This window comes from Paenibacillus sp. J22P15, assembly GCF_056269345.1.
This window is the reverse complement of sequence record NZ_JBWDNT010000002.1, coordinates 162231-175203: the sequence shown is the minus strand read 5'-3', so window position 1 is coordinate 175203 and position 12973 is coordinate 162231. Positions and strand designations below refer to the sequence as shown.

The following is a 12973-nucleotide window of genomic DNA, read 5'->3' as shown; positions in this document are numbered from 1 at the left end:
TAGCTAACTATTTTCCTTTGTTTATGATTGTATTAATGCCGTTTTTTGAGTGTTCGCCTATCTTGCTTTACTTCTTTCCACTATAATTATAAAAAAGCAGGGTTGAAAAACGGTAGGTAAAGCAGACAATATCATGCGGTAATCCGGACATTTTCACAATATGAAAATCTATTGGCAGGGAGAGCTCAGGATGAACCATCCGGTAGAAACCTTCCGGGGAGAGCATTTTTTTCGAAATAACCAACTGCTATTTATCAATCGCGCTAGCGAGAGCATCATGAGCCCGTATCATGATCATGATTTTCTCGAATGTGCCTATATCGCAGAAGGAACCGGCTATCATCATATCGGAGATGAAGTGCACAAGGTGCGCAAGGGACAGGTTTTCTTCATCCCCATCGGCATTTCTCATGTGTTCAGACCGATTTCATCAAACCAAGCCCGCAATCCCTTGAGTGTGTTCAACTGCGTCTTTTCTCCGTTGCTGCTGCATAAGCTTAGTGCATTCGCTTCTGATTATCGCTGCGTGCAATTTATTAATGATATGGAAAGTGGACACTTTCCTTATTACTCTTGTATGGATACGAATAACCAATTCGAGAAGCTGTTTCTGACCATGCATAGGGAGTTTGTGCTGCCTCAAACGGGCTCTTCCGATTATTTACATACGCTGCTGCTGCAGCTAATCATCGCACTGCAACGATCGATCGTCAGCAGCAGTCCGGCACCGACGCCACAGCAAACGGAGTTTATCGAACTATTAAATGAGCTTGATCAGCAATACCACCAAGAACTGACCCTTGCAAAGCTAGCCGAGATGAGCGGCTGGAGCGAGCGGCATTTGCAACGGCTCTTCCAGCAGCATACGAAGCAGAGCTTTCACCGCTACCTGCAAAATTTGCGTATTCAAAAAAGCCAAGAGCTTCTAAGAAGCTCTCAGCTCAAAATCAGTACCATTGCCGAAATGGTCGGCTACAGAGATATTCATTCCTTTAACGCATTGTTCAAAAGAAGCACCGGTATGACTCCAAGCGTCTATCGGAAAGCGTGACATTTAATGATAGTCCAAAGCAGAATGGAGGTTCTGTGCCCACATGTTTACTTTGAAAGAAAAGCTCTATTTGCTCCAATTGCTCAAACAACAAAATCGGAAACGCTTATTTGGGTTTGGCAAAAAAGACCCGTCGCATGATCGCCTTGTAGAAAAGTTGGAGCAAATGGTACGAAATGAACAGGTTAACCGCGAACAATTATAATAGACTGCCATACTTCATGCATACACATTGTCAGTCACAGGAGGAAATATGACAGGAAAGACCCATCTTGCAATCGGAGCCGCTGTTGGCGCAGCCGCTTCTGTTTATTATCCCTTTACTTTGGAGCATGCTGCTATATACATTGCAGTAGCCGGATTCTCTGCACTAAGTGCCGATCTTGACGGCCCCAGCATGCTCAGCACCAAGCTCAGCAAGCTGTCTAAGCTCATTCGTGAGCTAACGCTTTGGTCGGGATTCCTGCTTGCCGGAATCTTAGCCTACTATTTTTTCACAGATCATTCGCCCTCACCCCTGTACATTGGCGTTGCTGCCGCTGTCTTCCTACTGGGTCTTGTTGCTAAGCAAGGCGTCATTCGAAATGTGCTTGCCAGCGTAGTTGGGTGTATCGTCATGTACGCCGGCTATTATTATCAGATGAACTGGCTCATCGGCTTCGGGCTTTTCTCCGCTTGGGTGCCTTGGCTGAAGCACCGTGGCATGACACATACAATATGGGCGGTTCCTATTTGGGGAGCGATTGGCCTTGGACTTGAAAATCAACTTCAAATCGAAGGCATTGCAATCGTTTCTATGCTCGGGTATCTATCTCATCTCGTCGCGGACACCCTTACGCCAAGCGGTGTAAAATGGCTTTATCCGCTAACGAAAAAATCGTTTAAAATTCGGTTATAGGGGCTTGTGAGCTCATATAAATAAAAGCGGCTGCCCTGGACTAGAATATCAAGTCCAAGGCGTCCGCTTTTTCATTGAGCGATCATCCCAAAATCCGTTCTGATACCAATCCTCGAAATCGATACCAAACACTAGAGTCGATGGTACAAGTCAGGATTGGACAACCCTTCCCATTCATACCTACACCCACATGATCGCTGTTAGCACGCATAAGTTCTTACAGCACCAAAACTAACTAGTCTGAGCACCTGTAAGAACGTATGCGTTCTTACAGAGCCCACAAACCCGCCTGCCTACACCCACATGATCGCTGTTAGCACGCATATTATGCGGCAAAGCCTCATTCCAGCTGCTCGGTAACGGACATTTCCGTATGCTATGGTTCGGACTGGGTCCCCCTTCTCTATCACTATGTTTTCAACTAATTATTTCACACCTGGACGGTAAGCTTCTTGTAGAAATCATCAAGTTCAATCGATTGTCCATTATTTAATCGGGATTGTTCTGCTGCAAACGCCATAAGATGGCTGCGTACCGAAGCCGATGCAGACGTTAGGCTCTCGCTACCATCGTAGCCGGACACTTCCTTCAGGAAGCTGCGAACAATGCCGCTGTCCCCACCCCCATGCCCTGACGTCTGTTCTGGGATTTGAATCTCAGTGTTTTCGTGGGTAACGAAATCCATAACCGTAATTTTGCCTTCCTCGCCGCGAATTTCACCCTTTGTACCCATAATCTGAATTCGCCGTTCCTGATGTCGAGTGAATCCGCACATACTGAATATTGCAGTGGCGCCGCCCTCGAATTCCATATTGACGACTTGATGGTCCACTACATTGTTATCACTCTTGTAGACACAACGACCGTAATTCGTTTCCTTTAAGCCCTTCACAATGTTTTCCCGCGTAAGCTCTTCGGTAAAATGCCGCGCCCAAGCTTTTCCTTCGCCTAAGTAGAAACGTGGCGCCGAATATGGACACTCTGCTTCCACTTCACAGCCGATGCAAGTATCCGAAGAGCCCTCCGGCGCGTTGCCGGAATGGAAATGCTTCAGAGAGCCGTAGGAGCTGACGCGCAGGCATGATTGATCCATCAGCCAAGATAAGACATCCATATCGTGACACGATTTAGCTAGAATCATAGGGCTCGAATTGTCAGAGTTATTCCAATTCCCCCGGACAAAGCTGTGCGCCATATGCCAGTAGCCGACGTTTTCATTAAGCTGAATGGAAACGACCTCGCCGATACGGCCTTCTGTAAGGAGCCGCTTAATCGCCGACCAGTACGGCGTATACCTCAGCACGTGACAGATCGTAAGCAGCCTTCCGTTCTCTTTGGAGGCCAATTCCATCTCGATACATTCCCCAGGATCCGGCGACATCGGCTTCTCAAGCAGGACATGATATTTGTTCTTTAACGCTTTTAACGTTGGCTGATAATGCATCCGGTCCTGTGTAGAGATGATTGCAATATCGGCCAGCTTCGGCTCTTCGAGAATCTGTTCCCAGGACGTATATTGACGCTCGGCAGGTATGTCGTGCTGCTCTGCGAATTTGGCCAGCCGTTCTGGATTCGATTCCGCGACGGATACGAATTTCAGTTCATGCGGATAATCGAGCGCATAATGCGCATACGCCGCACCTCTGGCCCCTGCACCGATCAAGATTGCTGTAAGCTGTTTCATTAGACATTCTCCTTTTTGGTTTTAAAATGTTGGTGCCAAATTGGATAACGTTATCCATGAAGAGAAAAAAAAGAACTATTATCTATTATAGTTCGAAGATTGCCTTATTCTCATTTCAAAAGGCAGTAAGATCTTGGAGGTTAATGGGTAACCTCCCTGCAATTCATCGACCAACGTTTTTGCCGCAACCATACCGATTTCATATTTTGGCACATGAACCGAGGATAGCGGAGGGGACGTGTATTGTGAAAGCTCAATATTATCCATCGCGATAAAAGCGATATCTTCCGGAACCCGTAATTGATGTTCGATGACCGCACGCATGGCAGGAATGGCAAGTAAATCGCTCGCAGACAACATAGCCGTGGGCAAGTCGCTCCCGCTATGCTCTATCAACCCGGACATGTCTTCAAAGCTTTTGTCTACTTTCCAGTTCGTATTGATGATCCAAGAGGGGTTCAATGTCATACCCGCTTCAAACAATGCGTATTTGTATCCTTGAAATCTCTCCTCACTATCCAATTTGCCTGTATGCCCATGGCCGCCGACAAACCCGATCTTGCGATGCCCTTGAGCAATGAGATGATCTACAGCGGTTTTAGCCGCAGATACCCGATCATAGTCCACCAAAGATATGCCATGACCGGAAGCGCTAATCCCTACGATGGCTTTACTGGTTGACTTCAAGTAATTCAGGAGCTTCTCGTTGATACAGCCAATCACAATGACGCCGTCAATACGAATCTCTTGAATCATTTTGCGTAGAAGTACTTCATCTCCGATCTCTTCGGGAGTATGGATAAAAGCAACTGTGTACCCAAGTTCTGTTAACTTTTTGTTAAAACCAGCAAGGATGGGAGAAAAATAAGGGTGATCCTCTCTTAAGTGAGATCCCGCTACGATACATCCGATTTGCTTGGTCGGTCTTACTTCTTCCTTCTGGTTCTTTACTAAACGCCGCGCCGATTCGTTCGGCTCGTATCCTAACTCCCTGACCGCTTGCCATACTTTGGCCTTAGTATCCGCATTGATATGTCTGCTAGTATCATTATTGATGACACGCGAGACCGTGGAAACGGATACGCCGACATACTGAGAAACATCCTTTAATGTAGGCAAAGCGCTAGCACCCCCTTTTTCCCGTTATATACCCAAACGTTATCCTGAGTTTATCTTATAATGCCGCCGCTTTTATGTCAACGCTTTCATTCTGTTCATTTTGTTTCCAAACCCATGATCTCATCATAGGATTCAATTGATAAACAGTTCGGGTTAAATTAACCCGAACTGTTTACCGACATGCTGAAGACGGTCTAGCGCAAAGTTCAAATCTTCCATCGTATGATTCGCCATAATGATCAGTCTAACCCGGCCTTTATCCATTGCCACTGTCGGGAATACGATTCCCTGCGCAAAAACCCCTTCCTCCAGCAGACGGTCCGAAAACTTATTCGTCTTCTCCGGAGTTCCAACAATAATCGGGATAATCGGCGTTTCGCTCTCTCCCGTATCGAAACCAAGCTTCTGCAGTTTATTGCGGAAATAAAGCGCATTGCTCCACAGTCGTTCGCTTCGCTCCGGCTCGTTCTTCAACACGCGTATGGAAGCGAGACATGCAGCGGCAACAGATGGCGGAAGCGATGTACTGAACAGAAACGACCGCGCTTTATGGATAAGATAATCTTTCAGCAGCTGCGATCCTGCCATATAGCCGCCTACCGCGCCAATCGCCTTCGAAAGCGTACCGACTTGAATATGTACCCTTCCGTGAAGATTGAAATGATCTGTCGAACCTTTGCCGTTACGTCCTAACACTCCGCTCGCATGAGCGTCATCCACATATACAATGGCATCATATTTCTCTGCAAGCTGGACAATTTCAGGCAATGGCGCGATATCGCCATCCATACTGAACACACCATCCGTCACTACAACACGCGACCGGAAGGAAGCGCTTGCTTTCAAGCAATCCTCCAGCTGTTCCAAGTTTTTGTGCCCATATATTTTGCGGTGTGCTTTCGTAAGCCGGATACCGTCTATAATGCTGGCATGATTCAACTCATCGCTAATTACGATATCATCCGGACCTAGAATGGAAGATAATATGCCCTGATTCGTCGTGAAACCGGACTGGAACACCAAGGCCGCTTCTGTTCCCTTAAACGCTGCAAGCTCATTTTCCAGCTCATCGTGAATACGCAGGGTGCCTGTAATAGATCGGACAGATCCGCTCCCTACCCCATATTGTTCAATAGCTGCGACGGCTGCTTTTTGTAAATCCGGATGGTTCGTCAAACCCAAGTAATTGTTGGAGGACATCTGTAATATGTTCCTGCCGGATAGCTCCATCCAAGTATCGGATCCACTATCCCATATTTTTAAGGGCCTATATCTTCCCTCGTTATAGAGCTGTTCCAGCTCAGTGGATAAATGATCAAACTTGCCCATATTGTACTCCATCCTCTCTTTGTGCATTTCTCATCCTATTCATGTATAAAAACGACTTTCCCGCAGTTTCCCGTTCTCATCAATTCAAATGCTTCTTCATACCGGTCCAACGTAAAAGTATGAGTAACAAGCCCGTCAAGGTTTAACCGCCCGTTTTCCAGCATCCCCTTCATCTGATACCACGTCTGGTACATACGCCGACCGGTAATGCCTTCAATGCGAATCCCTTTGAAAATAATATGACTGGCCAAATCAAGGGTTACCTCATTCGTTGGAATGCCAAGCAGCGAAACGCGAGCCGCATTAGCCGCTGCCTCGAAACCATCGCGAATCGCCGCTGGATGGCCGGACATTTCGAGCACAACTTCAGCACCCTCGCCGTTCGTATGAGCTCTTATGGCATCCGCCATGGATACTTCCTTGCTGTTCACGATCACATCTGCACCCATCTTTTTCGCCAGATCTAACCGGTAAGGGTTAATATCGACAGCTATAATCTTGCCTGCTCCGCAAGCTTTCGCAACGGCAATAGCCATTAAACCGATGGATCCTGTACCAATGACAGCAACCGATTTGCCGACAATATCCCCTGAGAGAACGGTTTGCACCGCATTGCCAAGAGGGTCCTGCAGGCAGGCTAACTCAAACGGCATATCGGGCGGATTATGGATGACATTACTCGCTTGCACGACAGCATATTCGGCGAAGCATCCTGGTGCAGTAATGCCAAAACTTCGTGTATTCGGGCACACATGCGCATTTCCGGTACGGCACGTCTTACAGTGACCGCAGACCATGTGCCCTTCTCCTGAAATAGGGTCGCCAATCTTCACATTCGTAACTTGATCGCCAATTAATTCAACAATGCCTGCAAACTCATGACCTAACACATTAGGAGTGACGACCGTTTTCTCCGTCCAAGCATCCCAATTGTAAATATGCAAGTCGGTCCCACAGATTGAGGTCGCTTTCACGCGTACCAACACTTCGTTCGGTCCAATTTCCGGGACCTGAACTTGCTTCAACACCGCGCCTGGACCTCTTTCTTCTTTCACAAGCCCGATCATCGTTTTGCCCATTACAACCCCTCCTTAGATAATTTGTATTTGTATAATATAGTATACATTTGTATATTATATTGCACAATATAAATTTATCTTTTTTCCGGAGGCTTTGAACTGTTCCTTACTTCAAGTTATAATATACTATACAAAAATACAACTTAACGCACATGTCTTTTTCCAAAAAAAATTGCCGTGATATAGTGGTATACTATGAAAAGACTAAATTTACGAAGTACAATTGGAGGGTATGATGGATCAGATACATAAAAAAGTAGGGAAAAATCTTTTGGCCATCCGCAAAACGCGAGGGTTCAGTTTGGATCAGGTTGCCGAACTGACAGGTGTCAGTAAAGCCATGCTGGGTCAAATCGAACGCGGTGATTCCAATCCAACCATATCGGTACTATGGAAAATCGTAAACGGACTTCGGATTTCTTTTACATCGTTGATCGAAGAAGAGAACCCCAAAATATCGGTCATTTCGAAAGATGAGATAGAACCCTTTTTGGAACAGGACGGTAATTATCGGGTCTACCCAATGTTTCCATTTGATCAACGAAAGGGATTTGAGATTTATACAGTGCATATGGCCCCTGGCTGCAATCATATGTCCGAACCTCATAACGATGGCGTCGAGGAGTACGTTATCGTTGTTCGGGGAAGTCTCGCTATCAAGTTCAACGATGAGGTTTACAACATTACAGAGGGCAATGCTATACACTTTCCCGCCAACCAGCCCCACTCGTATCACAACAAAACAGATCAGGAAATCTCTTATATTGCTATGATCCACTATTCTGCATAGGCTAATTGGCCGATAGCATTTTTTTGCACGAGACAGTTTCAGGGCTTCCGCATGGCCGATTCCGGCATGATCAAACAGGAAGGCAAACTACTTATCATTGTGAGAAATGACGCAAGTTTGTAAAGTTGTGTAGCCCCGACAACAAAAAAAAAGGGGCTGACCATGAGGTAGAATTACCCACCTAATAGGACAGCCCCTGCGCTACACCTGAATATATTCGGAATTAATCAAATAGCATCTTGTAAATAGATCCCCTGTTCTGATCTCGTTCGATCCGTCGGTGTTTCCGTTCCCGCTATGGCTGCCATATTCGCATTTGGCGGGGACTTGCCTAAGTTGTCTCACGGAAATCAGTTATTGCGAAAGGCTGGATTAAACTTAGCGGAACGTAGTTCTGGTAAGTATAAGGGGCACATTAAGCTAACCAAACGAGGAAACTCATTACTACGGAAGCATTTGTACTTCTCAGTGTTTCACCTCTTATCTCACAATCGTGCATTCCAAGCCGTGCATGCACACAATATTGAAGTAAAACGAATGACGAAAATGCAATCCATGATGAAGTTGATTGGGAAATTGGCTCGAATGCTTGTAGCCATGGCGCGAGAAGGACAAACTTTCTCCGCGGATAAGGCTCAACCGCTACTAGCAGCTTAACGACTAAATTCGCAACCCAGATACGTAGATTAGCTCGTTCGCAGGATTTCACAAAGAAAGCACGGAGTACCGAGATTTTTACGCTTTAGGGCATAGACCCGTTCCGTTAACGTTGATCGGACTCCACACCTTGGATAGATAGGACGAAGGAATGTAAGGGCATAGACCCGTTGAGATTTGGGAGAGTGAATCCCAAGGACCTTGTGGAGAGAGGCGTGCAGCAAATCTTTCTCAGGAAGATGTTGTAAATAGACCAACACCTTCTATTCCCGCATGCCCTCAAACGGAACTGCCTAGCCCATTTTATGTAATCATTTAAACTCCTATTTAAATCTATATGTGAAATCCTGCGAATTCGCGAGTATTCGTGAGAAAAACCTTATTCTCCGAGGGAGCTTAATCATTCATTGTGTTATCAATCTACTTAGTTCTTGCTTAGCAACTTCTTCAACCCAAGCAACAAGTTTGGACAATCATTAATTCTGTATATTGTATATTTTGGATAACCATCAAGGGGTGTAATGTGCTCAAAACAATGGTCATGAGCAAGCATTATTATTGATGAATTATTCTTATGGTATAGTGTCATATTGCCGTTAGCCTCAAAGGCGAAGGCTATGTAGTCGTTAGGATTGATATAGCTTTCGAACTCTTCATCATTACTTACATCTGCGACGTACGGCGGGTTTTTTTATTTTATTCAATCCTGCCGATACTCGAGAATATCTCCAGGCTGGCAATCGAGTGCTTTGCAGATCGCTTCGAGTGTTGAGATTCGAATGGCTTTCGCTTTTCCGTTTTTAAGTATCGACAGGTTCGCCATTGTAATGCCGACTTTCTCCGATAGCTCAGTAACGCTCATTTTCCGCTTTGCAAGCATGACGTCAATGTTAACCACTATCATACGGTCAACTCCTGTTCTTCTTTGAACTCGATCGCGTTTTTGAGCAGTTTCTCAAGAACTGCGGCAAATACTGCGATTACGACTGGCGCACAGGTTATAAATAGCCCGATGACCATGACGCCTGGTGCGTCTGCGCCGTCAGCAACAAAGTAGAAAAGCGGGAGATTACATGCAAACATGAGTGATACGACAACCGCCGCTCGCTTTATTTTCTTAAGCGCTAAAACAGAGGTTTGCGAAAAAGCGGTATTTGTATCGATGTACCTGAGAAGCTTAAATGCCTGAAGTAGCGTAAATGAATACGCAATAGACGCCACATACGCAGCCAAAGCGGAAAGATAAACTTTAATATCCGGGAAATCCGGCATCATACTATGCGCCATCGCTGGGAGTCCATAAAAACACATCACTAATGCAGGAATTGCCATAACAACCAGAACAACTTTTAAAAAGAGCGTCTCTTTTTTCATCTATTTCACCTCATTTTTGATTTTACCACTTTATTTATCGTTTTACAATAAAAATGTATTGATTCCTTTGTTTGAGCCCAACAAGTTATTTATAAAGAAGAAGCCATACGGCTTATTTGTTCCTCCTTCAAATTTGATCCGAGATACGGACATACTTATGAACCCACTAATTGAAGTTATTCGCGAAAATGATTAAACTATCCTGTGCCCGTTACTTTAATAAAACAAGGAGCAGCTGCCGCCAAGTTTTTCAGAGTAAAATTTTAGTGCCGAATCGTAATCCTCACAAAACAGAATTATTCCTGTTTCTCTGATTTTCATAAGTACCCTCCATATCTTTTTTGAGCTCTAGTTCCCCGTTAGCGTAATAACTTGATTATTGGTTAGTTTCCCCATTATCAAAAAATACGTGAATTGAATGAATAGGTGAATTATCATCCCATTCATTATCAGGTACAAAATGAATACCTTTCACATTGGTTGGTTTAAACCGCCACCACATAGTATCGTATAAGAACTCTTCATCTATCTCATAATTCAATCCATGAATTTGAGTTAAAACTGACCCTATACCTACAAGATTATTGTACATTCCTTGATAGTTCCCTTTGGCATAAATATTGTACAAACCCTTAGTTTTATTCAAGGTAAACCAAAAATCATTACTCTCGATAACAGTCATCTCATATTTATCATGTTGAACTAATTCATATTCAAAATCTATGTTATTGATTAACTCATCAATATCCCATCCTAAATGAAACTTACCTACCCTTATCCCCGGTATGATTTCCAGTTCAAAAGAATCATTCATATTAAGTATTTCTCCTTGGTTTTTATGTACAATAATTTTACTACTCAATCCTGCCCGTTAGCTTAACAAAGAAAGGGAGCAACTGCCACGTAGCAAATTGCTCCTTTTTTGTTCAACTATAGTTCGCCGTTGGTTTAACCAACTTTAATATAATCTGACTTGTGCAAGTCGTAAAATACTATGTCTTCGGAAATCCCAGACTTTAAAATATGTTTAGGGTGAATGTCTTTAAACTTCATCCCAACTTTATTCATTACTTTGTAAGATGCTGGATTTTTCGTCATAGCTGCGGCATAAATGCGATTTAACTGCAATCCTTCAAAGCCGAATTCAACTACGGTCTGGGCGGCCTCTGTTGCAAAGCCTTGCCCCCAAAATGGGTGACCTACCCAGTAAGCCAATTCTGCTTCATTATCTGTTTTAGATATGCGCAAGCTCATACAACCAATTAATAACTCATCCTCTTTCTTGGCCATTGCGAATGAAAATATTTCACCTTTTTGAGCCGCTTGTAGGATGCGTTCAATCCATGCTTCAGCCGCACCATCAGGATATGGGTGGGGTATAGAGAGCGTTGTACGTGCAACTTCTTCGGTTCCCGCCAATGCTTGAACCATTTGTGCATCAGATAGTTCAAATAATCGGAGCATTAAGCGATTGGTCTCAAATTTAGGGGTCATATCCTGCCTCCACTATTCATTTTATTACAATTACGATAGGAGACCATCCAATTCCTTTTTCCTAACTCAAAATATAAGTAACACTCACCACGCAAACCTGCTCGTTAGTTTAATATTATCCGTCTGCCGTTAAGCTAACGCCCCCTGTTTTTTTCAAGGAGTTAAAAATAGCTGTTGTAGTTAATAAAATCTAAGATCGTTTTAAATTGATTTTTGTCTAGAAAGTTAAGTATCCTCATATAAAAATTATAGTTTGGGAAAGTCCACGAAACTTTCTCGACACTCTGATGCCCATGTCTGTGGTTTTTTTTACTTTTAATAGCGTGTCGCTCAATGTTGAACTACAGAGCGAATGCAGTCCACAGCATTGAAAGTCCGGAACACAAGAGCAGAACATCCAAGACATATCGGAATGAGACAATACTCATACGCTGCACCACTCTCTTGGCAACAAACGTGCCAAGCATGAGAGAAGCACCTATAATAACACCCTGTAAAATCAATTCTATCGGAAGTGCCCCGAGATCTTGGAAAGTCACAACCTTGCTAATATAAAGTGCAAGTGAGCTAACAGCTTCCGTAGAAAGAAATGCTCCTTTCATCAATCCATATGAAGTAAATACCGGGACACTTAGAGGGCCGGTCGAAAGAACGATGCCGGTCAAATAGCCGATAAATCCGCCAGCGATGGAAAGCTGCCATAAGCGAATATGTATTTTTTTTGCATCGAACCAATGCCTTAAAGGAATCATAGCCAGAAAAAAAATGCCGAGTCCAATATCGACCATATGCACTGGCAATACCCACAAAGTACGGGCACCCAACGCTGCGGCAGGTACACCTGTAACCGAGTATGCGGCAAAAGCTTTCCAGTTGATTTCATGCCACCAGGCAATAACCCTTGAAATATTCGCCATGACAGCAGCAACTGCCATGATGGGTACGGCTTGCTTTGGACCAAATGTAAAGACCAAAACAGGCAATAACATGATGGATGAGCCTGTGCCTATAACGCCGCTTACAGCCCCTGCCACCAATCCTACAAATAATACAAATAAATATCCTCCCAACCACAACACTCCCTAGAATCTTTATTTAATATGTTTCAATAAATCTAATGACTTCTTCCGGACTTTGGACATAAACGATAACTGACTTCCCTTTATTTCAAATCTATTGGTAACATACCAGTCATTTGCTCTTCTATGAATAATCGCTTAGTTTCATCGGAGTAAGCGATTGATTTTTCACTGATTTCCCTTATAAATTTGTTCTTAAGTAAAAGTTTTTGATCTGCTTTATTAAAAAGTTTCTTACTCATTTCATCCCCCCATGCTTAATCTAGTATACAAAAGATACCCACAGCCTAAACACCTTTTTTCTAAGTGTCCAGTCTATGGGTAACAGTTTAGTCCTATACTAGTCTTATCTTTTTTCTTTTTAATTTTGTTTGTATGATACTATTAAACTAACCTGCCCGTTACTTAAATGAAAATAG

14 protein-coding genes and 1 pseudogene are annotated in these 12973 nt (G+C 43.9%); 5 read left to right on the top strand and 10 right to left on the bottom strand.

Going from position 1 to position 12973, the window contains the following annotated elements:
• The first annotated feature begins 190 nt into the window (after positions 1 to 190).
• The 3 genes from AC0YN6_RS05675 to AC0YN6_RS05665 are packed head-to-tail and all read left to right on the top strand — an operon-like array spanning position 191 to position 1949.
• Positions 191 to 1051 carry a helix-turn-helix domain-containing protein gene (locus tag AC0YN6_RS05675; protein ID WP_475745681.1) on the top strand — a complete coding sequence of 287 codons (861 nt, stop codon included), beginning with the start codon at positions 191 to 193 and terminating at the stop codon, positions 1049 to 1051.
• A gap of 43 nt (positions 1052 to 1094) precedes the next feature.
• Entirely contained in the window at positions 1095 to 1256 is a 162-nt protein-coding gene (locus AC0YN6_RS05670) for a hypothetical protein (protein WP_475745680.1), read from the top strand.
• A gap of 48 nt (positions 1257 to 1304) precedes the next feature.
• A complete protein-coding gene (locus tag AC0YN6_RS05665) occupies positions 1305 to 1949 on the top strand; it encodes a metal-dependent hydrolase (RefSeq protein ID WP_475745679.1) in 645 nt (214 codons plus the stop codon).
• A 430-nt stretch (positions 1950 to 2379) separates the two neighbouring features.
• Here the strand turns inward: AC0YN6_RS05665 and AC0YN6_RS05660 are convergent, their stop codons facing one another.
• The 4 genes from AC0YN6_RS05660 to tdh form a co-directional block, all read right to left on the bottom strand.
• Positions 2380 to 3633, bottom strand: coding sequence for a Gfo/Idh/MocA family protein (locus AC0YN6_RS05660; RefSeq protein WP_475745678.1), 1254 nt, complete (start codon positions 3631 to 3633; stop codon positions 2380 to 2382).
• Between the two features lie 78 nt (positions 3634 to 3711).
• Positions 3712 to 4752: a LacI family DNA-binding transcriptional regulator gene (locus AC0YN6_RS05655; RefSeq protein ID WP_475745677.1), complete on the bottom strand. Its 1041-nt coding sequence runs from the start codon at positions 4750 to 4752 to the stop codon at positions 3712 to 3714.
• 153 nt (positions 4753 to 4905) lie between these two features.
• Positions 4906 to 6081 carry a glycine C-acetyltransferase gene (locus tag AC0YN6_RS05650; RefSeq protein WP_475745676.1) on the bottom strand — a complete coding sequence of 392 codons (1176 nt, stop codon included), beginning with the start codon at positions 6079 to 6081 and terminating at the stop codon, positions 4906 to 4908.
• 35 nt (positions 6082 to 6116) lie between these two features.
• Positions 6117 to 7160, bottom strand: a complete 1044-nt coding sequence (gene tdh / locus AC0YN6_RS05645) for an L-threonine 3-dehydrogenase (protein ID WP_475745675.1) — start codon at positions 7158 to 7160, stop codon at positions 6117 to 6119.
• Positions 7161 to 7395: 235 nt separating this feature from the next.
• On the opposite strand from tdh, the gene AC0YN6_RS05640 reads away from it, so the two are divergent.
• Positions 7396 to 7950, top strand: coding sequence for a helix-turn-helix domain-containing protein (locus tag AC0YN6_RS05640; protein WP_475746262.1), 555 nt, complete (start codon positions 7396 to 7398; stop codon positions 7948 to 7950).
• 249 nt (positions 7951 to 8199) lie between these two features.
• Positions 8200 to 8451: pseudogene (locus AC0YN6_RS05635) on the top strand (transposase); the annotation flags it as partial.
• 856 nt (positions 8452 to 9307) lie between these two features.
• Here AC0YN6_RS05635 and AC0YN6_RS05630 read toward each other — a convergent pair.
• From AC0YN6_RS05630 to AC0YN6_RS05605, 6 genes are all read right to left on the bottom strand, one after another.
• Positions 9308 to 9511: a helix-turn-helix domain-containing protein gene (locus AC0YN6_RS05630; protein ID WP_113035934.1), complete on the bottom strand. Its 204-nt coding sequence runs from the start codon at positions 9509 to 9511 to the stop codon at positions 9308 to 9310.
• Positions 9508 to 9981, bottom strand: a complete 474-nt coding sequence (locus AC0YN6_RS05625; protein ID WP_475745674.1) for a DUF2975 domain-containing protein — start codon at positions 9979 to 9981, stop codon at positions 9508 to 9510. Before AC0YN6_RS05625 ends, AC0YN6_RS05630 begins: the two co-directional genes overlap by 4 nt.
• Before the next feature lie 376 nt (positions 9982 to 10357).
• A complete protein-coding gene (locus AC0YN6_RS05620; protein ID WP_475745673.1) occupies positions 10358 to 10795 on the bottom strand; it encodes a hypothetical protein in 438 nt (145 codons plus the stop codon).
• Positions 10796 to 10929: 134 nt separating this feature from the next.
• Positions 10930 to 11475 (bottom strand): GNAT family N-acetyltransferase, encoded by a 546-nt coding sequence (locus AC0YN6_RS05615; RefSeq protein ID WP_475745672.1) that lies wholly within the window; start codon positions 11473 to 11475, stop codon positions 10930 to 10932.
• Between the two features lie 341 nt (positions 11476 to 11816).
• Entirely contained in the window at positions 11817 to 12545 is a 729-nt protein-coding gene (locus AC0YN6_RS05610) for a sulfite exporter TauE/SafE family protein (RefSeq protein ID WP_475745671.1), read from the bottom strand.
• Positions 12546 to 12637: 92 nt separating this feature from the next.
• On the bottom strand, positions 12638 to 12796 hold the full coding sequence (locus AC0YN6_RS05605; protein ID WP_475745670.1) for a hypothetical protein: 159 nt from the start codon (positions 12794 to 12796) through the stop codon (positions 12638 to 12640).
• Between the last annotated feature and the right edge of the window lie 177 nt (positions 12797 to 12973).